The sequence below is a fragment of the Halovenus halobia genome (genome assembly GCF_051414135.1).
In the GTDB taxonomy this organism is placed as follows: Archaea; Halobacteriota; Halobacteria; order Halobacteriales; family Haloarculaceae; genus Halovenus; species Halovenus halobia.
The window spans coordinates 32,377-55,818 of sequence record NZ_JBLKOA010000005.1; the positions used below are offsets into that span (position 1 = coordinate 32,377).

The window sequence follows — 23,442 nt, forward strand, 5'->3', positions numbered from 1 at the left end:
TACGCCGGGCCGTAAATCAGGCCAACTGATGGCCGGCCAGCTCGACCTGACCGTATATGCTGACAATGCGCTTTCGCGGATGACGACCGAGCAGCTCGCCGACTCGCTCGCCTACTTCGAGCCAGATGTTGTCGTCGTTCCCCGGCCGCACCACGAACTCGAACTGCGACAGGCACTCGATGGTGACATTCAAATCATCGTCACCGGCCGACCACCACACACGCTGCAACCCGTCCAGACCGACAGCGCGGTCGACCTCGTTCACGTTCCGGACGCAGCGTCACTCGCTGGCCTCTCGGACCTCGACGCTACTCTCGCCGAGGGCGAGACGTATCTCCTCTCGGATTTGCTCGCTGTCGATATCGACTTGGTCAACCTCGAAACTAGACTCGACGGCCGCGAGACCTACGAAGCGGCACTGCCCGAGGACCTGCGGGGCTCGTACACCCACCTGACGACCGAGGCGAACCCAGACTACCGCGGTGAGTGGGGTGACCTTGTCGTTCACGGGGCGATGCCGGGCGCGAACGAACGCCAGGGCCAGACCGAACCCGGCGTTGCACACCTCCAGTTGCGGGCCGATGGCGTGGTCTGCACGGAGACGATTACGCCCGAGAAATTCGGCCTGCGAGCACTCGACCAGGTGGGACGAACCCGGGCAGAGACACTCCGAGAGGCGGGCTACCGCCGGCGCGAGGATGTTGCCGACGGGACGATTCCCGATTTGGCTGACCTCGACGGGTTTGGCCGGGAGACGGCTCAGACCATCCTCGAAAGTGCTGCCGCGAACGCCGAGGGTGAGGTTCGACGACACGGCGACGACGGCTTTCCCTCGGCCGACCCGATTTTTATCGACATCGAGACGGATGGCCTCAATCCGACGATGGTCTGGCTGATTGGCGTCCTCGACGACCGAACCGAGGAGTACCGCTCCTTTCTCGCTCGAGACCCCGAGGAACCTGGCGCTGCCATCGAGGCGTTTCTCTCGTGGCTGCGGACCAACGCCACGAACCGACCGGTCGTCGCGTACAACGGCCGGAATTTCGACTTTCCCGTTATCGAGGAACACGCCGCCGAGCACTGCCCGCAGTATCTCGATGACTGGGCACAGACGTGGACGTTCGACCCGTACTTTTGGGCGACGACAGAGGGGCAAGCTATCCTTCCCGGCCGGACGAACAAACTCGAAGATGTCGCCGCTACGCTGGGCTGGGAGGGGGCAGATACGGGGCTGAGCGGTGCGGCCGTCGCGCGGTTGTTCCAGCGCTATCAGGCCAATCCCCACCCGGAGACAGCACTGGACTGGGACCGCCACAAACGCTACTGCGAGGACGACGTGCGCGCACTCGCACACGTCTACGACGCACTGGCTGACGCGACGGCCACACAGAGCAGCGACTCGACGGCGACGGGCGCGAACACCGCACAGGGACAACTGAGTGATTTCTGAGATGAGCGAGTACACACCCACCGCCGACGACCTGCTAAATCCCGCGACACTGCGCGAGAGTTATCCCGATTACGACGACCAACTCGTCCACACACAGACCCAACCCGCCCGCGAGGGCGAGTACGTCGACGCCGAGTCGGTACTGCCCGGCGAGTTGGCCGCCAACCTGGGGAGTGACCTCTACGCTCACCAGGCCGAGGCAATCGAGCGTCTCCTCGACGGCGAGAACGTCACTGTCGCCACTTCGACGGCCTCCGGCAAGACGTGGATATACGTGCTGTACTTCGCACTGTGCAAGCAGCGCAATCCTGACGCCCGCGCTCTCTTTCTCTATCCCACGAAGGCACTGAGTGCCGACCAGGAGGAAGCGGTCAACGACCTCTTCGACCAGTTGGGTGTGGACGCGACTGCTGAGACCTACGACGGCGACACACCCACCGACAGACGACCGCTGATTCGTGACCGAGCCGACGTTGTCATCTCAAACTTTGCGGGGATGAACGTCTATCTCGACAACCACACGAAGTGGCGGTCGCTGTTTCGGGACTGCGAGTTGCTCGTCGTCGACGAGAGCCACACCTACACCGGGATTCACGGGATGCACGTCGCGTGGACGCTCCGACGGCTTCGCCGAATTATCGAGTACTACGGCGCGGACCCACAACTGGTCTGCTCGACTGCGACGATTGGCAATCCAGCAGAGCACTCGGAGACACTGACCGGCAGCGAGTTCAGCGTCGTCGACGAGGACGCCAGCCCGCACGGCCGCCGCGAAATTGCTTTCTGGCAACCCCGCGTCACTGGTGAGGACGGCCCGACCGAACTGCGCGACGACCCGATGCCCGACATGCGACAGGGTGCCACCGGCGAAGCCGCGGAGGTTGCGGCCCACCTCGGCCTGCACGGCGTCCAGACACTCGCCTTCGTCCGCTCGCGACAGGGGACCGAAATCGCGACGAAGCAGGCGGCCAACGCCGCACAAAAACATCCCAGCGGGAGCTATCTCGACGCCGACCCGTACCACGCGGGGCTGAGCAAGGAGAAACGCCGCTCGCTCGAATACGCACTCAAGCAGGGTGCCGCCGACGCTGTCTTCTCGACGAGCGCGCTCGAACTCGGCATCGATATCGGGTCGGTCGACGCAACAGTTCTTTCGGGATATCCCGGAACCCGGCAGTCGTTCTGGCAACAGATTGGCCGCGCTGGCCGGGGCACGGGAACGGCACTGTCGGTATTCGTCCCGCGAGGTGACGCCATCGACCAGTACATCCTCGATAATCCCGACTACCTGCTCGCCGACGACGTGGAGGACGCGGTTATCGACCTGACGAACGACGCGGTCTACGCCCGCCATCTCCTCTGTGCCAGCGCGGAGCGACCGCTGACGTGGGATGACGCGGAGTGGTTCGGCCCCGAGGACCGACTCGCTCGGGCGGTTGAGATGTGGCGCGACGCCGGCCAGATGACTGGCGACTTGGACCGCGGCGCACAGTACGCCGGACCGCCCCGGCCACAGGCCGACATCTCGATGTACGCGACGACTGACGAGCAGTACAGCGTCCGGTGTCAGAACGGCGATATCGACATGGAACCGCTGGGGCGGGACCGTGTCTACCGGGAGTACCACCCCGGCGCGCTGACGCTGTACGACGGCCAGCAGTACGAGGTCCAGGAGGTCGTTGAGGATGTTCCCCGGCCGTACGTCGAACTCCGGACGGTATCAGCCCGAGAGTACACGCGCACGCTGAGCGACAAGCAGATTCGCGATATCGAGAGCAAGCGCCATATCGACCTTGGCGACGGCTACGTCCTCCACGCCGGGATGGGCACCGTCGGCGTGCACTACCACTCGTTCAAGCGCATCGACCTCGACACCGGCAAGCCGGTCGGCCCGCCGCAGGCGACGGGGTTGGACCCCATCTCACTGCGGACGCAGTTGACGTGGATCGAACTGCCTCGTGACTCGCTGGACCGTGTGCTTCGCGAGATTCCAGCCGAGTCGATGCTCGACCCACCCGAGGAGAGTCCGCTGGGCGAGCAGGAGTGGACGCTCGCGGGTGGATTGCACGGCGCAGAACACGGGATGATTAAACTCGCACCGCTGGCGTTGCGACTCGACAACTCCGATATGGGCGGGTTGAGCACACTCGCCCATCCCGAAACAGAGTCGCCGGTCTGGTTCATCCACGACGCTGTCGAGGGTGGGGTGGGGTTCGCACACAGCATCTACGACCACTTCGAAGACGTTGCGGAGAAAACCCGCGACCGGGTTGGGGCCTGCGACTGTGGCCGCGACGAGGGCTGTCCGGCCTGTTTGATGAGTTCACAGTGTGGCAACGAAAACGAGCCATTGCACCGGCCCGCGACGACGGCGTTTCTGGACGAAGTGCTTTCGCGGTTCTGATTACCGCAGTTGGTCGAGCACTGGAATCTCTTCGACGCGCTCGCCGGCCTGTTCCCAGTCGATGCCCAACGGCTTCTCGCCAGTTGCGGCCTCGATTGTCCGCTCAGGCGTGACGACTAGTTCCATTGGTACGTCGTGGCCACCCGTTGGAATTTCCTCGTCGACAACCTGCAGTTCGTGGACTGTCGTTGCCGTCGCGGTGCTGTCGTCGACCAGTCCGAACTCGCGCAGGACCGCGAACTCGAGGTCGCTGTAGCCTTCGCCCTTGCCGACGCGTTCGCCCGCCTCGGTGACTGCAACGCTGCCCGAGACAACCAGGTCAATCTCCGGCATCTCCTCGGGGCCGACTGGAACGCCCACCTCCGCGGACCCGCCGACGGTCGTCGCGTGCTGGATATCCTCGATTTTTGCTGGGTCGAGTTCGAGAAAGCAGTTCTCGTCGCGCAACCGCGGGACGGCCATATAGAGCGTCTTGCCCTGCCGCAGCGCGGCCCGCCGCACCGGCAGTTGTGGCGCGTCGGGGTTTGCCTTGATTGTCTCGGCAGCCTGCCACGCTTCGGAGTCGACGAGTCGGTCGGCCGCCTCCGCCGCGCCCGCGAAATTTGGAATCCGGTTGTGTGGCGGGAATGGAAACCGCGCCTCGCCGCTGTCTTCGAGTTCGTCCCAGACCCGCTCACGGAGCGCTTGCTTGTCCATACCCCTCGTTAGACGGCCACCGTCTTGATGGCCGCGAGTTTTGCCGTAACTCGTGGTTATAGATGTGTGGGGATATATGAGTGTGATACATGACTGAGGAACGAGAGCAGCCGCTGGGCTTTGCCAGTCGGTGTGTCCACGCCGGTCAGGAATCCCCGGACCCGGCGACAGGGGCTCGTGCCCCACCAATCTATCAGACCTCCTCGTATGTCTTCGAGGACGCTGACAACGCCGCCGCGCGGTACGCGCTGGAGGACGACGGCAACGTCTATTCGCGGTTCGATAACCCGACGGTGTCGATGCTCGAACGCCGTCTCGCCAGTCTGGAGGGTGCGTCGGGCGCACTCGCCACCGGGTCGGGGATGGCCGCGCTGGATGCCGCAACGACGGTACTGGCCGCCGCCGGTGACAATATCGTGACCGCGTCGTCAATCTACGGCGGGACTCATTCGTACTACTCGAATCTCGCGACCCGCCGCGGCGTCGAACCACGATTCGTCGACACGCTCGACCCTGCGGCCTACGACGAGGCCATCGACGAGGAGACTGCCTATGTCCACTTCGAGACCATCGGCAACCCCTCGCTCGTGACGCCAGACTTCGAGGCGATTGCCGAGGTGGCTCACGACCGCGGTGTCCCGGTCTTTGTGGATAACACGTTCGGGACACCGGCGCTCTGTCGCCCGCTGGAGTACGGCGCAGATTTGGTCTGGGAGTCGACGACGAAGTGGATTCACGGCTCTGGAACGACTGTTGGCGGTGTCCTCGTCGAGGACGGCGAGTTCCCGTGGACGGAGCATTCCGAGCGATTCCCCGAAATCGGCGGCGACAACCCCGCCTTCGAGGCGGTCTTCGCCGAGCGATTCCCGGACCAACCGGTAACGATGGCGGCCCGCCAGCGCGCGGTCCGCAGCGTTGGAAACGGGCAGAAACCGTTCGATGCGTGGCTGACGATGCAGGGGACGGAGACGCTCTCGTTGCGGATGGAACGGCACTGCTCGAACGCGCTGCGTGTCGCGGAGTATCTCGATGACCATCCCGCCGTGGCGTGGGTCAACTATCCCGGCCTCGACAGTCACGAGACACACGACAACGCCGCCGAGTATCTCGACGGCGGCTTCGGCGGTGTCCTCACCTTCGGCCTCGATGGTGGCTACGACGCGGCAGTGACACTCTGTGAAGAGACAGACATCGCGCAGTTTCTCGCCAATATCGGCGACGCGAAGACGCTCGTCATCCACCCCGCGAGCACCACTCACGCCCAGTTGAGCGAAGACGAACAGCGCGCTTCCGGCGTGACGCCGGACCTCATTCGCCTCTCGGTCGGCATCGAGGACGTCGACGATATCAAAGCGGATTTAGACCAGGCCATCGACAGCGCCGAGGTGGACGCATGAACGTCGAACACAACACTGCCTCGCTCGGTGAATTCGAGTTCGAGTGTGGCGAATCGATCCCCGAACTCGAACTCGCTTACGAGACGTACGGCGAATTCACCGGCGAGAATGCGGTGCTGGTCTGTCACGCACTGACCGGCAGCGCCCACGTCGCGGGCCACAGCCGCGCCTCTGGGACGGCCGGACAGGCCCGAGCGTGGTGGGACGACATCGTCGGCCCCGGCAAAGCCATCGACACCACGGAGTACTTCGTGGTCTGTGCGAACGTGCCCGGGTCGTGTTATGGCTCGACCGGCCCCAAATCGACCAATCCAGAGACGGGCGAACCGTACGGAACCGAGTTCCCGGCGGTGACGGTTACCGACTGGACCGAGGCACAGCGTCGCCTGCTGGACGAACTCGGCATTCCCCACCTCCACGCCGTCGTCGGCGGCAGTGTCGGCGGGATGAACGTCCTCGAATGGGCAAAACGACACCCTGACCACGTCGAACGCATCATTCCAATCGCCGCCGCTGCCCGTCTCGACCCGCAGTGTCTCGCCCTCGACGCGATTGCTCGCCGTGCGATTACGACCGACCACAACTGGAATCGCGGCGAGTATTACGACGGCGAGCCACCGTCGGACGGGCTGGCACTCGCTCGCCAGATTGGCCACGTGATGTATCTCTCGAAGTCCTCGATGGAACGGAAGTTCGGCCGCCGCGCTGCCGGCCGCGACGCCGTTCGGACGTTCCCGAGCGACCCGGCCGCTGGCTTCTTCCCGTACCGGGATGTCGAGTCCTACCTCGACTATCAGGCCGAGAAGTTCGTCGAGCGATTCGACGCCAACTCCTACCTCTACTTGACGCGCGCGATGGACAACTACGACCTCTCGCAGGGATTCGAAGGAGATACCGACGCACTTGCTGCCTTCGACGGCGACGCGCTGGTTATCTCATTCACGGAGGACTGGCACTTCACATCCGCACAGGCTGAGGCGCTCGCTGACGCGATGCGAGAGTCGGCTGTCGATGTTGCACACCACGTCATCGAATCGGACCACGGCCACGACGCGTTTCTGGTGGAACCGGATAACGTCGGCCCACCAGTGTCGGATTTCCTCGAAGAAGGGCTGTCAGGCAAGGCGATTACCGACACCGACGAGGACTTCGAACCCGACGACGAGTTCGCGCCGGTCCACACGAGTCTGTTCTCACAGTGATTTTTTCTGCCCGGCCGCTGAGGCTCGGATATGGAGATTGCAATCGTCAGCGACACGCACATTCCCTCGCGCGAGCAGTCGATTCCCGACGCCTTCCAGGAGCGTATCGCCGCGGCCGACCACGTTGTTCACGCGGGCGATTTCGACTCGAAGGGGGCGCTCGCCGACATGCGCGAGTTGGCTCCGGAACTCACCGCCGTGGCCGGAAACATGGACCCACAAGTTGGACTGCCCGACGTTGCGTCGGTTGAACTCGGCGGCGTCGAGTTCGTCGTCACCCACGGCACTGGCTCCCCGCGTGGCTACGAGCGCCGAGTCGAAACGGCGGTCCGCGAACACGCTGATAGCGACGCGATTGGCGTCGCTGGCCACACCCACGAACTGCTCGATACCACCCACAATGGGGTTCGACTGCTCAACCCCGGCAGTCTCACCGGCGCACAACCGGCCACTCGGGCGACGATGCTGACCGCCACCGCCGCCGAGGGCGACCTCTCCGTCACCGTTCACGAGCAGTAATCGTCAGTTCCGGACTGTTTTTGCGTGGCTGTCCCACAGTACCAGTATGAACGTCTTCGCCGTCGAGGGGTTGCCAGAAATCGAACCCGGCGACGATATTGCCGGGATGATTGCCGACCGGGTTGATCTGCGCCCGGACGATGTCGTCTGCGTCGCGAGTACAATCGTCTCGAAGACTGAGGGCCGACAGGCCGACCTCGCCGAGTTCGAGGCTGGCGAGCAGGCCCAAGACATCGCCGAGCGCGTCGGCGAGGCCGCCGACGAAACGAAAGATCCTCGCTTCGCCCAAGCCGTCATCGAAGAGAGCGAGGAACTGCTGATGGAGTTCCCGATTATGCTCGCGGTGACGCAGTTCGGTCACATTGGCGTCAACGCGGGCATCGACCGCTCGAACATCCCCGACGCTGAACTGTTACTCTTACCGAAAGACCCGACTGCAAGCGCACAGCGACTCCACGACGACCTTGGCGTCCCGGTAATCGTCACCGACACGTCGGGGCGGCCGTTCCGTCACGGCCAGCGCGGCGTCGCAATCGGGTGGGCAGGGATGCCCGCGGCCAGAGACTGGCGCGGAACAACCGACCGCGACGGGAAAGAACTCGAAGCGACCGTCCAGGCGGTTGTCGACGAACTCGCTGCCGCGGCAAATCTCGTCACTGGCGAGGGCGACGGCGGCAATCCTGTTGCAGTCGTTCGAGACTGGGAATTTGGCGATTTTGATGGGAGTGACGCCCTCTTCCGTGAGGAGGACGAAGACCTCATCCAACCCGCTATCAAGGAGTACTATGCTGGGAATTGAACTCACGCCGGAACATCCGGTCGACCGAATTGGTGGCCTCGCAGAGCACGCGGAGTCTGCTGGCTTCGATACTGTCTTTGTTAGCCATCATTACAACAACCGCGACGAATTCGTCGCGCTGGCAGATATCGCCCGCCGGACCGAGGAGGTTCGACTGGGGCCAGGAATCACCAACCCTTACGAGGTACACCCGGTGACGCTGGCCTCGCGGGCAGCGACCATCGACGAACTTTCCGGGGGCCGCGGCGTCTACGGCATCGGCCCGGGTGACCGCTCGACACTCGCGAACCTCGGCTACGACCAGGACGACGCGCTTCGGCGCACGCTCGAAACGATGCAGGTCAGCCGGAAGCTCTGGGACGGCGACCGTGTCGACCACGACGGCACGTTCGAGGCCGTGGACGCTGGGTTGAACTACGACGCCCGCCAACTCCCGGTCTACGTCGGCGCACAGGGGCCACATATGACCCGGATGGCCGCGAAGTACGGCGACGGTGTCCTCTACAACGGTTCACACCCTCGCGACCTCGCGTGGGCCGGCGACCGTGTCGACGAAGGACTCGAGGAGCGCCCGGACCATCGGGGAACTTTCGACTTCGCCGCGTACGCGAGCGTGAGCCTCGCAACTGACGAGGAGGCTGCCCGCGAGGCCGCCCGCCCGCCGGTTGCGTTCATCGCCAGCGGCGCACCAAAGCCAGTGCTCGACCGCCACGGTCTCGACAGTGAGCGGGCGAGCGACATTGGCGTGGCTATCGCTGGCGGCGACTTCGAGAGAGCGTTTGGGCAGGTGAGCGACGCAATGATCGACGCCTTCTGTATTGCTGGCACGCCAGACAGTACGCGTGACCGCTTCGAGGCCGTCTGTACTGAGGCAGACAGTCTCGTGATGGGCTCACCGCTGGGTCCTGACTTAGACGCGGCAGTCGAACTTATGGGCGAGCTGTCAGGCGAACTGGAACTGTAGAAGACGTTATTCTTTGGGGTGTTCGGCACCGAACGATTCCGGCAGGAACGGGCTCAGGAGTGCGCCGGTCGAGAGGTAGCCGAAGTACAGCAGTGGTGCGCCGACGAAGAGCGCGCCGAACAGCACGAGCAGACCCTCGATTGGGCCCTGCATGGCGACCTCGGCGAACTTCCCGGGCATCTCGATGAGGCTCTCGACGAACCGCGATGGAATGCTCATACTCGTGTGTTAGCCGGGGTGTACTTGTGTGTGTCCCTCTCTGATTAGTGGGTGTTTTTTGCGATTGTCAGTTTGGAGAACCAGAAAGCCCCCGTCCGTTCGAGTCGGGGGGCTCGCTGCGCGCGCTTCGCGTGCTTACGTCGCCCGCCTTCCTCGAACGGACGGCCCCTTTCAGTCCCACCCGCGGTGGCCTGTGCCACAAGCAATAGGGTGGGACTGAAAGGGGCGACGAGCGTGGCGGCGAAGCCGCCACGTTATGCGGCGGCGGGCGTGCCCGCCGCCCAGGCTACGCGAACCCCGGCGTCCGCGGCTTCTTCTCGCGGCTTCGCCGCTCGAACGGGTCGCGGAACTCCGTTCCGCGCTCTCGCCGCAGGCTCGGGAGACGGAGTCTCCCGGTGACGCAAGCACCGCAACGGAGTGAGGAGCGCAGCGAGTCGCGGGAGTGTAGCCCGCCGGGGCTTTCCGGTTGTTCGCAGTCGCTCAGGCACACAGCTCAGAAAAGACAACCACTCCTCGGGACCAATAAGCTGAGATGGCTGGGGTTGTTCACACAAAGTATGTCTGACCGCTCGCTCGATGACTTCGCTGCTGATTCCGAGGAGACAGACACCGAGGATTCCGACGAAACAGCCGAAGCAGGCGAACCTGACGAGCAAACCGTCGACCCCGCTGTGGCGACTTCCACGCTCCACAGTGACGGCATAGCCTGCGAGTCCTGTGGAGAGTCCGTCCGGCGGCGCTGGCTCGACGACGGCGCGTACGTCTGTGCGGAATGCAAAGAGTGGTAGCCGCGGATTCTTTTGTGCTGGCGTGACACGTCTCACACATGCACTTCGAGGTCATCCAGGGCGATATCGCAGCACAGTCGGCGGACGTACTGGTAAACGCCGCGGGAACGAGCCTCCAGATGGGGTCGGGCGTCGCGGGTGCACTCCGCCGCGGTGCCGGCCAGGAAATCAACGACGAGGCCGTCTCGAAGGGGCCAATCGACCTCGGCGCGGTCGCGGTCACCGACGCCTACGACCTCGACGCCGAGCACGTCATCCACGCCGCAGCGATGCCACACTACGGCGACGGCAAAGCGACCGCCGAGAGCATCGCCGACGCAACCCGGAACACGCTCCAGCGGGCCGACGAACTCGGCGCGGAGTCGCTCGTTATCCCGGCGCTTGGCTGTGGCGTCGCTGGGTTCAATCTCGAGGAAGGCGCACGTATCATCGCCGAAATCATCAACAGCTATGACCCCGAGACGCTCACTGATGTTCGATTCATCGCCTACGCCGACGACGAGTACGAGACACTTCGCGAGGTGGCCGACAGCGTTCGCGACGACGTTGGGGCCTGATTAGAGGCACTCACACACCACCCCAATCCATTAGTTCTGACCGACCGGTCTCTCCCCGAGCCAGAACGACCCCACGGAGCAAACCATTCGCTGTCTGTAATCACTCGTGGCCGCTCACCGACACCGGTTCGTAGGGTTCTTCGAGCCACTCGATGTCGCTGTCCGACAGCGAGATATCCAGTGCTTCGACGGCCTCTTCGAGGTGTTCGATGCTGGTCGTGCCGACGATTGGCGCGTCGACGACGTCTTTGTGCAGCACCCACGACAGCGCAATCTGTGCCATCGAGACGTCCTTCTCGTCGGCTAACTCTTGGACGCGTTCGTTGATTTCCTGGCCGTTGCCCTCGAAGTACGGGTGTTCCTTGGCGTAGGCATCAGATTGCCCTCGCGTCGTCGCGTCGAACTCCTCGTGTGGGCGGGCGAGGTAACCACGCGCCAGCGGACTCCACGGAATGACGCCGATGTTGTTCTTCTCGCAGTACGGCAGCATCTCGCGTTCTTCCTCGCGATACAGCAGACTGTAGTGGTTCTGCATCGTCTGGAACCGGTCCAGACTCTGCCGCTGGGCGGTGTGCTGGGCCTCGGCGAGTTGGTGGGTCCACATCGAACTCGCGCCGAGATAGCGCACCTTCTCGCGGCGCACCGCGTCGTCCAGCGCCTGCATCGTCACGTCGATTGGCGTGTCGTAATCCCAGCGGTGGGTCTGGTAGAGGTCGATGGTGTCCATTCCAAGTCGCTCGCGGCTGGCGTCGAGTTCCTGCTCGATTGCCTTCCGCGAGAGGCCCCCAGAGTTAGGGTCCTCGTCGTCCATCTGGAAGAAGCCCTTCGTCGCGACGACCATCTCGTCGCGTCTGCCTTCGAGGGCATTGCCAAGGATGCGCTCTGATTCGCCGACTGAGTACATGTTGGCGGTATCGAAGAAGTTGATTCCAAGGTCGATTGCGCGCTCGATGATTGGGTGACTCTCCTCCGCTTCGAGCACCCACTCGCGCCAGTCCGGGTCGCCGAAGCTCATACAACCCAGACAGATGCGACTCACTTCCAGTCCCGTATTGCCGAGTGTCGTGTACTCCATGGATTGGCTGTCGACTGCATCGAGTGAAAACTTTCCGGGTGGTCTCGCAGTGTCCTTCGGTCGGTGACCGTCGGGCCCGACCCGTCGAAACACACAAACAGACACGCCGTGAACGCTCGACTGTGACGGAGTCCTACCGGACAGTCGAGGGTCGCGGGCAGGCCAGCTTCGAGGTTTCTGGCTCTGAGTTTATCGGCCACATTGCGCCCGTTGACACTGTTGAAGCGGCCGAAGCGTTTGTTGAGGAAATCGCCGCGGAGTACGCCGACGCAACCCACAACGTCCCCGCATATCGGGTCCGGGCCGAACCGTTCCGTGAGTACGCAAGCGACGACAACGAACCCAGCGGCAGTGCCGGCAAACCGGCGCTGAACGTCCTCGAACAAGAAGACTTAGAGAATGTCGCCGCAGTCGTCACCCGCTACTACGGCGGGACGAACCTCGGTGTCGGTGGGCTTGCACGGGCGTATTCCCGCGGTGTCAAAGAGGCCATTGACGCTGCGGGTGTCGTCGAACAGCGCCCACACGACCGATTTTCTATCACTGTCGAGTACGACGACTCTGGTGATGTTCGCGGGATTCTGGAAAGCGAGTCCGTCGAGTTCGAGGCGGAGTACGAGGCTGAGGTGACGTTTGTGGTTCGCGTTCCATCGGTAGACGCCAGTGCGCTGCGTGACCGGATCCGGAGCGCGACGAGCGGTCGCGCGACGTTCGAGTGAGTTACTCGGTGTAGAACGCGCGGTCGCCGGCGTCGCCCAGTCCTGGCACAATAAAGCCCTCCTCGTTCAGGTGGTCATCGACGGCGACGGTCACGAGTTCGGCGTCGGGGAACTCCTCACTGATTCGGTCGAGGCCCTCGGGTGCACTGACCGCAGAGAGCGCAAGCAACTGCGCTGGCTCTGTCCCGTCGAGCAGGTGTGCTAGCACGGCCGAGAGTGTGCTCCCTGTTGCGAGCATCGGGTCGGCGACGATGACGGTATCTTCGGGGTGAATCTCGGGCAGTTTGACGTACTCGACAGCGATGGGGAACGCACCGTCCTCGTCCATCCCAGCGCTCTCGTCGCGGCTGGCGGAGATCACACCCTGCCGGGCGGTCGGGAAGGCCTTGAGCAACCCCTCGACGAACGGCGTCGCTGCCCGGAGCACGTTGATGATTACAACGTCGTCGAGTCCCTGAATCTCTGGACCGGTGGTTTCTGTCAGGGGTGTCTGGACTGACACGTCTTCGGTCTCCAGGTACGTATCGATAATTTCGTAGCCACAGACGCGTCCGAGTCGGACCAGCCCTTTCCGGAAGGCAATCTGCTCGGTCTCGACACTGCGCAACTCCGTGAGCGTGTGTTGTGCGAGCGCGTGCGTGACGACGGCGGCGTGCTCGCGGTGGTCGACTGTCATACTTCTCCGTGGGCGTGGCTCGTACATCATTGTGGTGTTCCGGTGTGACCGTTCCGCTTGTCACGGATTCAAGCCAGTTCGGGCCGAACAACGGGTATGATCGACCCAGACCTCTCGGGACAGACTGCACTGGTGACTGGAAGCGCGAAAGGCGTCGGCCGGGAATTCCTCCTCGCACTGGCAGACTGCGGCGCTGACGTGGCAGTCCACTACCGCACGAGTGCCGCAGAAGCCGAGGCTGTCCGTGAGACAATCGAGAGTGAGCACGGTGTCGAGGTTACGACAGTGCAAGCCGACGTGACCGACCCCGACGAAGTCGACCGGCTGTTCGACGCTGTCGAGGCCGAACTCGGGACGGTCGATATCCTTGTCAACAACGTGGGCGCGTTCGCACCCCGACACTGGGAAGAACTGGACCACGAGACGTGGCAGACCGTCATCGAGACGAACCTCTACGGCACCTACCTCTGCTCGAAACGAGCGCTTCCCGGAATGCGCGGTCAGGAGTCCGGTCGGATTGTCAATGTCGGCTACGCCTCCAGCGACAAGGGGCTGGTCAGCCCGAAGAACTTCCCGTATTTTGTGGCAAAATCGGGCGTGTTGATGTTCACGCGAATGCTCGCGGCCGACACACAGGACGACGGCGTCACGGTCAACGCCGTCTCACCGTACACCGTCGAGAACTCGGCGGAGTTTCCCGACGAACTCCCGCGGGGCCGGGCCGCACAGTTCGAGGATATGAATCAGGCACTGCTCTTTTTCCTCGAGGACGGGAGCGAGTATATCAGCGGGCAAAACGTCGAGGTCAGCGGTGGGTGGTTGCCCGAATCTGTCTGAGCCGAAACCGTCAGACAGAACCCAGACACATATAATGGCTGAGCAAGTATCAGATACGTATGCCGAACTATCCGACACACGCACGGTGGGGAAAAATTGGTGCGGGGGCGATTGGGACGCTCGTCGCGGTGATGATCTATCTGTTCTCCAACTCCATTCTTCTCTCTCTCGCCGCCGGACTCGCCGCCGCAGCGGCGACGTTCGTCGGGTCGATTTATCCCGATATCGACCACCACACCTCCACACCCCGGCAGAAGGCTGTCCGCTGGTTCCAGGGGTTGCTCGTCTTCGCGATTGCCTCGCTCGCGGGACTCGGCTGGACAGAATTTGTTGGCGGCGTCGAGTCCATCAGCACGCGCGCTGGTGTTACGCTCCCGGTTTCGCCGGAAGTCACTGCTGCAGTCACCGTTGTCCTCGTCGCAATCGTTGCAACTGCATTGGTCGACCCACTCATCGGACTGGTCACCAACCGACACCGTGGCTGGACTCACAGCGTCCCGATCAACGCTGTCCTCGTGGCGCTGTTGCTCGGTGGGCTGTGGTTCCTGCTCGGCGACCTGGCCTTCGAGCGTCGCGTGACGGCGCTGGTCGTGACTGGAACATTCTACGCCGGGACACTGATTCATCTCGGACTCGACGGCGAGATTCCGTAGACTCAGGCCGACAGTACGTTACAGACACTCAGAGTCTGACAAGTCGCGGGTCAGGCGGGCGTGCGTTGCGATTTTGCCAAGCGTTTCCTGTTCGTCGGGAGCGTACACTGTCGCTTTCTTGTGGAAACTGGTCGGCCGGTTCTCGTCCGCGACGGTGTGGAAGTTCGTCGCCGCAACCGCTCCCTCGCGCATCACGCGCTGGAGCCGACTCACCCACTTCGCACGCTCGGTGTACGGCGCAGAATCCTCCGGCCCGACGCCCCAGTTGTATTCGCCGACGTACAGCGGTTTCCCGATTTCTTCTCTAACTGTCTGAATCGTCGATTCGAGTGTCGGAATGACCTCCTCTTCGGGCAGGTCGTAGTGCTCCGGGCCGGGGTAGTAGTGAATTGAGACCACGTCGATTGGGTCGGCATTCGCTTCGTCGACGAAGGCGTTGCGACCCTGGTGGCCGTACGAGCCAGTCGTCAGAAGCGTCTGGTCGTCTAGCTCTTTCACGAACGCCCCGGTCTCTTCAATCCAGGGCCGGATGCTCTCGCCGACCCGTGGGGGACTGTGCTGAATCTCGTTGCCCAGCTCCCACATCGCGATTGTCGGGTCGTTGCGGTACTCCACGCCGGTCAGGTGGTTCTCGTGTGTCACCAACCGCTCGACCCACCCTTTGTACATGCGCATGCAGTCCTCGCTCTCGAAGAAGTCGTTGCGCGTCTCGGCGTCGTCGGCCCACCGGACGAGCTGCGGAACGTTCACGCCCAGGTCCTCCTCGCCGACCGGCCCGTACGCGGGGTTGCCGTTGAACAGCGGCACGAACAGCCGAATGTCGCGCTTTTTCGCCGCCACGACCACGCGGTCGAAGTACTCGAACCACTGGTCGTTGTACGTCTCCGGCCCCGGCATCGAGGAGATGTCTGCCCACGAGGGCGCAAAGCCCCAGATGCGCGCACTCGACACGCCGAGGTCGGCCAGCGTGTCGAACGCAGGCTCTAGGGAGGCTTCGCTGGCCCGGTTGTTCTCCGGCGCGAAGGCGTTGGCAAGACTCGCTCCGCCGTAGACTGCCCTCCCGTCGCCACACGCTAACTGTGTCCCGTCGACAGTCACCTGGTGGGCCGGGTAGTGGTCGACGGTAATCGTACTGCGCTGTTGTGCCTGCACGGGTCCATCGTAGGTTTCGACGGCGACTGCTATCGTGTGCTCGCCGACGCGCTGGCGCTCGAGTTGGCCCGTTAACTCGGTGGCGTCGCCCGCGGGGAGTGTCACGTCGAAGGCATCCGCAAACGACCCGTCGATGTCGACGCTCACGCGGGCTTCCAGTACTGCTCCGCCCTCGTTCGCAACGCTGACGGTGAACTCGGCTGGCTGGAACTGCCGAACTGTCCTCGGTGAGACGGTTACGTCGGTGATTGTCCCCACCGGCGTGGCGTTTTGTATCTCGTCTGTCTCTGATTCTGGTTCGGGTTCGGTCTCCGGCGATTGGTCCGTAGTTTCGTTCTCCGGTGACTCGTCTGGCGACTCACTGCTACACCCGGCGACGAGCGGGACTCCCGCGGCAACGCCGGCAGCGAGCACCCGGCGCCGTGACAACTGGGAGCGAGCGTCGTCGTTAGCCATAGCGCTTCGTATCTGGGCAGAACAGATAAATCCAGGGCCTGTCCAGCTCTCTCGACTATTCTGTCCGCCGACCGGTGACCCGCGACTGGGCGTGCTCGGGGAAAATCTCGGCCACAGTTTCGGAACCGTACTCCTCGACAATGAGCGCTCGAATCTCGGACTCGTAATCCCCTTTTTTTATCTCCTCGCTCGGTCCGGTCTCGACCTGTAGCTGTTCGGCAGCGAGTTGGTCGATTGCCCCGCGACCGATTCCTGCAAGCGGCGCGAGGTGAGCGACGTCGAAGCGGTCCTCGATACTCTGTGCGAGCGAGCGCGGCACCGTCGGAACGCGGTCATCCCGGCGGGTGCCGTCGGCGATGCCGTCGAAATCCAGCGCTGCAGCTCGTTCCAGCGCGTGTTCGTGAACACGCTGGATGCCGTTTCGCGGGTAGCCGTCTTCGACCATCTGCTCGGCAGCCTCGCGTGCGAGTTCGGACTCGAGCTCAACTCGCTGCGTCTCGAAGCCGAGTGCCTCGCCCGCCGCCATCGCGTGTTCGTAGTCGTCGGTAATCCCAAAACTACCGCAGAGTACGGTCACGTCACAGTACGGGTCGAGCAACAGTGCCGCAAGCGCGGAGTCTTTCCCCCCACTCGAGAGCAGACCGACCTCCATCTCACCGCCGCTTGATGTCGAAACTCTTCGAGTCCGGCGTCAACTCTTTGAGAAGCTGCTTCATCTTTTCTTCGTCAATCTGTCCCTGGACGCGGCCGCTCTGGGCCAGCGCGACAATCTGCTGTTCGACTTTCTCGCCGACATCCGGCTTGGACATCTTGACCGTATTGAGTCGCTTGCGCGCGCCGTCGCTGAGGTTCTGGCGGAGGATTGCTTTCTTCTGGGCTTCGGCCTCTTGGCGCTGGGCCTCCATCGCTTCTTCTTGGCCTTGCCCCTGGCCCTGCTGTTCTTCGAGCTGTTTTTTCTTCTGTTCACGGATTCGTTCGAGTTCGTCTTCGCTTGGCTCGCCGCTCATACTATCCCCTTGGCGAGTACGAGGCAAAATCATTACGAAAAGTCAACTCTCCTCACGCGAGCGGGTCGGCGTTTTCCCGTGCGATGAGATACAGCGGTACGGCGAGGATGTTCACTCCCGGGACCGCGGCCATCACGGCCCACTTCCGTGGCGTCCCGTCCCAGTTGGTCGTCGTCGCCAGATTGAGCGCGTCGACGTACAGCGAGACCGGTAACAGGAGGAACGTGGCGACCAGCCAGCCGACGACGAAGGGCGTGGTTCCGATAAAGGCCGCGCCGGGCGCGAAGATGCCGACCAGTCCAATCACGACTGATGGAATCAAGCCAGCAAAGACGCCGTACACCGCGTTCGGGTTCCCTCGCGGCGAGCGCTCGGGGACGACCGGCAGGTAGTGGCCGTCGGTGATTTCGAGCAGCAGACCTCGGTCGGTCAGGTCCGTCGGCTCCTCGACGCCTGCGACCGACAGAATCCGCGCGAGTCGGTCGTCTGGGCCGCGGTCGATTGGCTCGAAATAGCAGACGAACACTGGCTCGTCGGTTCCCTCGACGGTCAACTCGATAGCGATCGCCTCGGCCGTCTCGATTGCTACCGGGTACGCCACCGGAACATCGCTCGCAGACACGGATTCGACCGATCTGACGATGGCCGTGAACTGCTTGCCTTCGTCTTCGCCGTCAGTGTCTGGGGGTGTCGTAATCGGCTCGGGAGGCTGCTCGGGGTCATCCTCGTCGGCGTCTACGTCCTCGTCCGCTGTCACACGCTCTGCTGGGGCCCGGGGACGCAAAACGGTGCTGTTTGGCCGCTAGCGGTCCAGTATCGACCGTGGCGTTGGTTCGACGGTTTTAAGTTTCGCATTGGCCTCTACCCAACCGAGACAGGCTTTCGCCTGTTTCACTGACCCGTAGAAGCCATCTGGCGTACTACGGAGGTGAACAATGGCAGATCAGGAAATAGAGGAGGCAGTCTCTCGCGCGCTTGACGAGTCACCGCCTCGGAACTTTACCGAGACGGTCGACATTGCAGTCAATCTGCGTGATATTGACCTCAACGATCCATCGAACCGAGTAGACGAGAGCGTCGTCCTGCCGAGAGGCACAGGACAGGAAACCAGTATTGTCGTATTCGCGGAGGGCGAGACCGCCGTCCGTGCCGAGGAAGTCGCTGATGACGTCCTCGACGCCGACGAACTGGCTGACCTGGGCGACGATGACGACGCGGCGAAAGACCTCGCCGAAGATACTGACTTCTTCCTTGCCGAAGAGCGACTGATGCAGGATATCGGGCGCTATCTGGGGACCGTCCTCGGTCCACGGGGGAAGATGCCCGAACCCGTCAGTCCCGACGACGACATCGTCGAGGTTATCGAACGGATGAAAAACTCCGTCCAGATTCGCAGCGGTGACCGACGGACCTTCCACACGCGCGTCGGCGCGGAGGACATGTCCGCCGAAGACATCGCAGACAACATCGACGTGATTATCCGTCGACTCCACGCCGACCTGGAGAAGGGGCCGCTCAACATCGACACCGTCTACGTGAAGACGACGATGGGCCCAGCCATGGAGGTGGCCTGATATGAGTACCGAACGCAAGACAGAGACCATCCCCGAATGGAAACGACAGGAAGTCGCCGACGTCAACGACTTCCTCGACCGCTACGACAGCGTCGGTGTCGTCGCGATTACGGGCATTCCGAGCCGCCAGCTTCAGGACATGCGCCGGAACCTGCACGGCAGCGCCGAACTCCGCGTCTCGCGGAACACGCTGCTTGCCCGTGCACTCGAGGCGACCGAGAACGGCCGCGACCAGCTCACTGACTTCGTCAGTGGACAGGTCGGACTGATCGGCACGAACCAGAATCCGTTCAGTCTCTTCCAGCAGCTCGAAGCCTCGAAAACGTCGGCACCGATCAACGCCGGCGAAATCGCCCCGAACGATATCGTCATTCCAGAAGGCGATACCGGCATCGACCCCGGGCCGTTCGTTGGCGAACTCCAGAGCGTCGGTGCGAACGCCCGAATCGAGGAAGGCTCGATTCAGGTGCTCGAGGACTCGACGGTTCTCGAAGCGGGCGAAGAGGTCTCAGCTGACCTCTCGAACGTGCTTACCGAACTCGGCATCGAGCCCAAAGAGGTCGGGCTGGACCTGCGCGCCGTCTTCGCTGACGGCGTCCTGTTCGAGCCGGACGACCTCGAACTCGATGTCGAGGCCTACCGCGCGGACATCTCCGCTGCGGCTGCCCGCGGCCGGAATCTCGCCATCAACGCCGAGATTGCGACGACAGCGACGGCCCCGGCACTGCTGGCCAAAGCCAGCGGCGAAGCCAAGAGCCTCGCGATTCACGCGGCCATCGAGGACGAGGCAGTTATGCCCGACCTCATCAGCAAGGCCGACGGACAGGTCCGTGCGCTTGCCGCACAGATCGACGACGAAGAGGCCCTGCCGGAGGAACTGCAGGGCGTCGAAGAGACAGCCGACACTGCACAGACAGACGACCAACCTGACGACTCCGAGGACGCCGACGAGGAAGAAGACGCCGACGCTGCTGACGATGACGCAGCCGAAGCAGACGACGACAGCGATGACGACGACGTTGGCGACGCACTCGGAGACATGTTCTGATAACAATGGAATACGTATACGCAGCACTCATCCTGAACGAATCGGGCGAAGAAATCAACGAAGAAAACCTCACCAGCGTCCTCGAATCCGCGGGCGTTGACGTCGAGCAGTCCCGTGTCAAGGCGCTCGTCGCCGCACTGGAAGACGTCGACATCGAGGAAGCTGTCGAGGAAGCAACCGCAGTGCCCGCCGCGGGCGGCGCAGGCGGCGCAGCCCCGGCTGACACCGGTGGCGACGACGCTGAAGACGAAGCTGACGAGGGCGACGACGAAGCAGACGCCGACGACGGCGACGACGGCGACGGCGACGACGAGGAGGACGGCGACGCAGGCGAAGGGCTCGGCGAGCTCTTCGGCTAACTCGGCCGCTTTCTTTCCGCTCACTCCCTCGCCAGCGACAGCCACGCACGCGATTCAAATCGTCAACATATACAGGGGTCGGCCCGTATGATGTAGTATGACAGAAGAACAAACGGAGACGGCTGTCGACGCAGAACCAAATCCAAAGACAACCGCCGCAGTTGGCGGGTTCGTCGGCACGGTCCTTGGCTCGCGACTGAGCCGAGGCGGCGCGCTCGTTGGCGGTCTCGTTGGCGGCACGTTCGGCTATCTCGCTGCCGCGACGGGCCGCTCGCCCGTCGACACGACCGACCCAGAACCGGTCGCCATCGACGTTGCGGATTCCGAAGACACTGACACCGATTCAGACGCGAGCGTGGCCGAAGAGATTGACATCGAAGAGCCCAGCGCCGACGACGAAGACTGACGGTCTGTCTACCAGTCGGTCGGTTCTTCGGCGTCGCGGCCCTTCGTTTCGGCCACTAACAGTTTCTCGACCTGGTGTTCGAACTCCTCGTCTGTGAGTTTACCGCGGGCATATCGCTGTCGTAACCGCGCCAGCGCAGGGTCCGTCTCCGAATGGGTTGTTCCTTGGTCGTCGGTCCGTTGATTGGATCGCTTCGCATACCGCGTCGCTGTTGGGAGCACGACGCCGAAACCGATGATGAACACCACCCAGAACTGCTGGACTCCGAGCGCCAGCAGTGTGAACGCAACGCCCAGCGTCAGTGCTGAGACGATTCCGGGAACGCTGTTCGCAGTTCGGTCTTTGCCACCCATCCCGCCCCTACAGATCCGGTGTGGTCTCATACTGGACTGTTATCGAGTACCGGCCTGAGCGTTTCCCCAACATGTTGGCTTTCCGCTGACTGCGAGCTTTCGCTCACCCGACTACTGGTACATGCCCAGTGGCTTGGCCTGTGAACTCTCTTCTTGCGTGGCCTCTTGCATCTGCTGTGCGAGCCGCTCGCGCGCGTCGGCGATTTCCTCGGCCTGTTCGACCAGCTTCTCGGTCTCGATATCGACCGACAGCAGCGGCTCGATTCCCTCCGTGAGCAGGATACGTGCCGCCTCTGGGTCGGGGAATTTGGCGTTGGCCCGGACGACGAGCCCGATTGCTGACAGTTGCTGTTGGCTGGCCTCGGCCAGTAGCGCTCCCGTTGGCCCGCTGATCATCCCGCTCTCAGAGGGCAGGTCGATGTCGTGGTCGGCCAGCCGGTCCTGTCCTGCCCCGACGCCGACGCCGTACATCTTCGGCACGTCCTCCGTTTCACTCGGGATTCCGCTCAGGTAGATTGGCGTCACATCGTGTTCTGCCAACCAGCCGGTGACACAACTGGCAAACTCCGGGGCTGATTTCGGTGACACCGGGACGTCGCTCTGGAGCGCGAGCAGGTCGCGTTCTTCGTCTGCGTAGATTCGGACTGGTGGTCGAATCGTCCGGTCTCCTTCCTCGTACACTGCCGTTCGCGGCAGCCCATCACAGTGACAGGAAGCGTACTCCACCATGTCAAAGTGCTCGACCAGGTGGCTCGTCGCGATCTTCCCGACGAGGCCGATGCCGGGAAGCCCTTCGACCAGCAGCGGTGCGTCAAGGTCCAGTTCGGTGTGTACTGCGATGTGTGCCATGCCTGATTCAACACAGGCCCCCGACTTAACAGTCCGTGACGACAGCTCACCGTTGCCAGACGGACAGCAGTTGCCCGCGCCACAGCCAGAGCCAGACGTAATCGCGCTCCTCGATAGCTGGTGCTTTACTGTGGTCGAAGACGACCTGCCATGGCTCCCGGTCCGACTCCTCAACCAGAACGACGACGTGCTCGTCGTCGACGATTCGGTCAACTGTCCCGGGATAGACACCGCTTCGACCACCGACGTCGAACGAGTCTGCTGTCTCCACCGATTCGCTCTGTGGGTTTGCCGCCGCTTCGTCTGCGCTTGCTGTTGCTGCCGTTGCACTCAGACAGGCTGCGCCGCAGGCTCGAATAACCTGTCGCCGTGTTGCCGTGTGGTCTGACATACGGGCCGTGGTCCCGCGTTCGGATATAAACCCTCGCCACTCTCCCGACGACCGGCACGGTTTTCTTCGGGGGCGTGAATACACTGACAATGAGTCTCGGCGTCGGCCAGCGACTCGACGGCCTCGTCGCGAACTACTTCGACCACCCATTGCCCGACTCTCAGGAGCTGCCGCGCTGGGTTGCGCCGCTCCCCGAGTGGCTGGAAAACGTCGGTCTCCGACTGGCGTGGCCGGTCGCAATCGTCAATCTCCTCGGGACACTCTTTGGCTTCTGGTACTACGCGGGACAGCCACTGGACCTCGCACCGCCACTGCTCAGAGGCCAACTCGGTGCCGCACCGGCGGTCGCCTATCCGCTTATTCCTGATTCCCCCGTCGCGACGATGTTTATCGGCCTCTCGCTGATTGCGTGGCGACTTGACCTTGACGCTGAGCCGCTGCATATGCTCGCCTTTTTCGGCTGTATCAAACTCGGCCTCTGGACGCCGTACGTCCAGTTAGTCCTCAACGGCTCGGCCGGTATCGTCCCGTGGCTCTACTGGTTTCTCATCCTCAGCCATGCCGCAATGGCTGTCGAGGCGTTTCTGATCCACCGCTATGCGACCTTTTCGGCTGGCTCGGTTGCGGTCGCACTCGCGTGGTACGGGTTCAACGACGTGGTGGATTACTTCTGGCCAGTGCTCGAGGGCCCGCATCACACGTGGCTCCGGGCCGAGCCCTTCGGATCCGGTGGGTTCGACCACTCAGTGCTGGCCCACGACCTCGCTGCTGCCTGGGCGGTCGTGCTGACTTTCATTGCGGTCTTTCTCGCCCTCGCAACTCGGGTCGCGATTGTTCGGTCGCAGCTGGCTGAGACTGCCTAATTCCGTCCGCGGTCAGCGTCCTGTTACCG

Annotated in this window: 28 protein-coding genes; 17 read left to right on the forward strand and 11 right to left on the reverse strand. The window is 63.0% G+C overall.

The features are described from left to right. Positions 1-28 precede the first annotated feature (28 nt). Together ACMGFM_RS11915 and ACMGFM_RS11920 are read left to right on the forward strand one after the other, a co-directional pair. Positions 29-1,450, forward strand: coding sequence for a ribonuclease H-like domain-containing protein (locus ACMGFM_RS11915; RefSeq protein WP_436902848.1), 1,422 nt, complete (start codon positions 29-31; stop codon positions 1,448-1,450). A gap of 1 nt (position 1,451) precedes the next feature. Next, entirely contained in the window at positions 1,452-3,854 is a 2,403-nt protein-coding gene (locus ACMGFM_RS11920; protein WP_436902849.1) for a DEAD/DEAH box helicase, read from the forward strand. Here ACMGFM_RS11920 and ACMGFM_RS11925 read toward each other — a convergent pair whose 3' ends face one another. Beyond that, the gene (locus ACMGFM_RS11925) at positions 3,855-4,550 is read right to left on the reverse strand and encodes a 5-formyltetrahydrofolate cyclo-ligase (RefSeq protein ID WP_436902850.1); all 696 of its coding nucleotides are present in this window, start codon (positions 4,548-4,550) and stop codon (positions 3,855-3,857) included. A gap of 89 nt (positions 4,551-4,639) precedes the next feature. On the opposite strand from ACMGFM_RS11925, the gene ACMGFM_RS11930 reads away from it, so the two are divergent. Genes ACMGFM_RS11930 through ACMGFM_RS11950 form a run of 5 tightly spaced genes read left to right on the forward strand, consistent with a single transcriptional unit; the run spans position 4,640 to position 9,431 of the window. Next, complete coding sequence (locus ACMGFM_RS11930; protein ID WP_436902851.1) at positions 4,640-5,947, forward strand: O-acetylhomoserine aminocarboxypropyltransferase/cysteine synthase family protein; 1,308 nt, start codon at positions 4,640-4,642, stop codon at positions 5,945-5,947. After that, a complete protein-coding gene (gene metX / locus ACMGFM_RS11935; RefSeq protein WP_436902852.1) occupies positions 5,944-7,149 on the forward strand; it encodes a homoserine O-acetyltransferase MetX in 1,206 nt (401 codons plus the stop codon). The genes ACMGFM_RS11930 and metX overlap by 4 nt, the downstream gene beginning before the upstream one ends. 30 nt (positions 7,150-7,179) lie before the next feature. Then, entirely contained in the window at positions 7,180-7,668 is a 489-nt protein-coding gene (locus ACMGFM_RS11940; RefSeq protein WP_436902853.1) for a metallophosphoesterase family protein, read from the forward strand. A 46-nt stretch (positions 7,669-7,714) separates the two neighbouring features. After that, a complete protein-coding gene (locus ACMGFM_RS11945) occupies positions 7,715-8,467 on the forward strand; it encodes a coenzyme F420-0:L-glutamate ligase (RefSeq protein WP_436902854.1) in 753 nt (250 codons plus the stop codon). Beyond that, positions 8,454-9,431: a 5,10-methylenetetrahydromethanopterin reductase gene (locus ACMGFM_RS11950; protein ID WP_436902855.1), complete on the forward strand. Its 978-nt coding sequence runs from the start codon at positions 8,454-8,456 to the stop codon at positions 9,429-9,431. Before ACMGFM_RS11945 ends, ACMGFM_RS11950 begins: the two co-directional genes overlap by 14 nt. Positions 9,432-9,437: 6 nt before the next feature. Here ACMGFM_RS11950 and ACMGFM_RS11955 read toward each other — a convergent pair whose 3' ends face one another. Beyond that, positions 9,438-9,650 carry a DUF8024 family protein gene (locus tag ACMGFM_RS11955; RefSeq protein ID WP_436902856.1) on the reverse strand — a complete coding sequence of 71 codons (213 nt, stop codon included), beginning with the start codon at positions 9,648-9,650 and terminating at the stop codon, positions 9,438-9,440. Positions 9,651-10,207: 557 nt separating this feature from the next. Here ACMGFM_RS11955 and ACMGFM_RS11960 point away from each other — a divergent pair. Both ACMGFM_RS11960 and ACMGFM_RS11965 read left to right on the forward strand, forming a co-directional pair. Further along, positions 10,208-10,438, forward strand: coding sequence for a DUF7573 domain-containing protein (locus ACMGFM_RS11960; RefSeq protein ID WP_436902857.1), 231 nt, complete (start codon positions 10,208-10,210; stop codon positions 10,436-10,438). A gap of 38 nt (positions 10,439-10,476) precedes the next feature. Then, positions 10,477-10,995 (forward strand): macro domain-containing protein, encoded by a 519-nt coding sequence (locus ACMGFM_RS11965; RefSeq protein WP_436902858.1) that lies wholly within the window; start codon positions 10,477-10,479, stop codon positions 10,993-10,995. A gap of 100 nt (positions 10,996-11,095) precedes the next feature. On the opposite strand, the gene ACMGFM_RS11970 is transcribed toward ACMGFM_RS11965, so the two are convergent. Next, complete coding sequence (locus tag ACMGFM_RS11970) at positions 11,096-12,070, reverse strand: aldo/keto reductase (RefSeq protein ID WP_436902859.1); 975 nt, start codon at positions 12,068-12,070, stop codon at positions 11,096-11,098. 122 nt (positions 12,071-12,192) lie between these two features. On the opposite strand from ACMGFM_RS11970, the gene ACMGFM_RS11975 reads away from it, so the two are divergent. Continuing rightward, positions 12,193-12,789, forward strand: a complete 597-nt coding sequence (locus ACMGFM_RS11975; RefSeq protein WP_436902861.1) for an IMPACT family protein — start codon at positions 12,193-12,195, stop codon at positions 12,787-12,789. A gap of 1 nt (position 12,790) precedes the next feature. Here ACMGFM_RS11975 and upp read toward each other — a convergent pair whose 3' ends face one another. Then, the gene (gene upp / locus ACMGFM_RS11980; protein WP_436902863.1) at positions 12,791-13,465 is read right to left on the reverse strand and encodes a uracil phosphoribosyltransferase; all 675 of its coding nucleotides are present in this window, start codon (positions 13,463-13,465) and stop codon (positions 12,791-12,793) included. Between the two features lie 96 nt (positions 13,466-13,561). On the opposite strand from upp, the gene ACMGFM_RS11985 reads away from it, so the two are divergent. Then, positions 13,562-14,302, forward strand: a complete 741-nt coding sequence (locus ACMGFM_RS11985; protein WP_436902864.1) for an SDR family NAD(P)-dependent oxidoreductase — start codon at positions 13,562-13,564, stop codon at positions 14,300-14,302. 59 nt (positions 14,303-14,361) lie between these two features. Then, a complete protein-coding gene (locus ACMGFM_RS11990; protein ID WP_436902865.1) occupies positions 14,362-14,955 on the forward strand; it encodes a metal-dependent hydrolase in 594 nt (197 codons plus the stop codon). An 18-nt stretch (positions 14,956-14,973) separates the two neighbouring features. Here ACMGFM_RS11990 and ACMGFM_RS11995 read toward each other — a convergent pair whose 3' ends face one another. The 4 genes from ACMGFM_RS11995 to ACMGFM_RS12010 are packed head-to-tail and all read right to left on the reverse strand — an operon-like array spanning position 14,974 to position 18,327. After that, on the reverse strand, positions 14,974-16,563 hold the full coding sequence (locus ACMGFM_RS11995; protein ID WP_436902867.1) for a cellulase family glycosylhydrolase: 1,590 nt from the start codon (positions 16,561-16,563) through the stop codon (positions 14,974-14,976). Positions 16,564-16,618: 55 nt separating this feature from the next. Further along, positions 16,619-17,215, reverse strand: coding sequence for a DUF7411 family protein (locus ACMGFM_RS12000; protein ID WP_436902868.1), 597 nt, complete (start codon positions 17,213-17,215; stop codon positions 16,619-16,621). A gap of 1 nt (position 17,216) precedes the next feature. Next, entirely contained in the window at positions 17,217-17,570 is a 354-nt protein-coding gene (locus ACMGFM_RS12005) for a DNA-binding protein (RefSeq protein WP_436902870.1), read from the reverse strand. 52 nt (positions 17,571-17,622) lie between these two features. After that, on the reverse strand, positions 17,623-18,327 hold the full coding sequence (locus tag ACMGFM_RS12010) for a hypothetical protein (RefSeq protein ID WP_436902871.1): 705 nt from the start codon (positions 18,325-18,327) through the stop codon (positions 17,623-17,625). Between the two features lie 178 nt (positions 18,328-18,505). Between ACMGFM_RS12010 and ACMGFM_RS12015 the strand changes: the two genes are divergently transcribed. The 4 genes from ACMGFM_RS12015 (at position 18,506) to ACMGFM_RS12030 (ending at position 20,957) form a co-directional block, all read left to right on the forward strand. Then, positions 18,506-19,144, forward strand: coding sequence for a 50S ribosomal protein L1 (locus ACMGFM_RS12015; RefSeq protein WP_436902872.1), 639 nt, complete (start codon positions 18,506-18,508; stop codon positions 19,142-19,144). Between the two features lies 1 nt (position 19,145). Beyond that, entirely contained in the window at positions 19,146-20,192 is a 1,047-nt protein-coding gene (locus tag ACMGFM_RS12020; RefSeq protein ID WP_436902873.1) for a 50S ribosomal protein L10, read from the forward strand. A gap of 5 nt (positions 20,193-20,197) precedes the next feature. Beyond that, a complete protein-coding gene (rpl12p, locus tag ACMGFM_RS12025; protein WP_436902874.1) occupies positions 20,198-20,551 on the forward strand; it encodes a 50S ribosomal protein P1 in 354 nt (117 codons plus the stop codon). Positions 20,552-20,648: 97 nt separating this feature from the next. After that, positions 20,649-20,957: a hypothetical protein gene (locus ACMGFM_RS12030; RefSeq protein WP_436902875.1), complete on the forward strand. Its 309-nt coding sequence runs from the start codon at positions 20,649-20,651 to the stop codon at positions 20,955-20,957. A gap of 8 nt (positions 20,958-20,965) precedes the next feature. On the opposite strand, the gene ACMGFM_RS12035 is transcribed toward ACMGFM_RS12030, so the two are convergent. The 3 genes from ACMGFM_RS12035 to ACMGFM_RS12045 all read right to left on the reverse strand — a co-directional run bounded on the left by ACMGFM_RS12035 (position 20,966) and on the right by ACMGFM_RS12045 (position 22,550). After that, the gene (locus ACMGFM_RS12035) at positions 20,966-21,340 is read right to left on the reverse strand and encodes an SHOCT domain-containing protein (protein WP_436902876.1); all 375 of its coding nucleotides are present in this window, start codon (positions 21,338-21,340) and stop codon (positions 20,966-20,968) included. 81 nt (positions 21,341-21,421) lie between these two features. Continuing rightward, positions 21,422-22,159: a proteasome assembly chaperone family protein gene (locus tag ACMGFM_RS12040; RefSeq protein ID WP_436902877.1), complete on the reverse strand. Its 738-nt coding sequence runs from the start codon at positions 22,157-22,159 to the stop codon at positions 21,422-21,424. Between the two features lie 46 nt (positions 22,160-22,205). Further along, entirely contained in the window at positions 22,206-22,550 is a 345-nt protein-coding gene (locus ACMGFM_RS12045; RefSeq protein ID WP_436902878.1) for a hypothetical protein, read from the reverse strand. Positions 22,551-22,639: 89 nt separating this feature from the next. Between ACMGFM_RS12045 and ACMGFM_RS12050 the strand changes: the two genes are divergently transcribed. Continuing rightward, entirely contained in the window at positions 22,640-23,413 is a 774-nt protein-coding gene (locus ACMGFM_RS12050; RefSeq protein ID WP_436902879.1) for a DUF1405 domain-containing protein, read from the forward strand. The last annotated feature ends 29 nt before the right edge of the window (positions 23,414-23,442 follow it).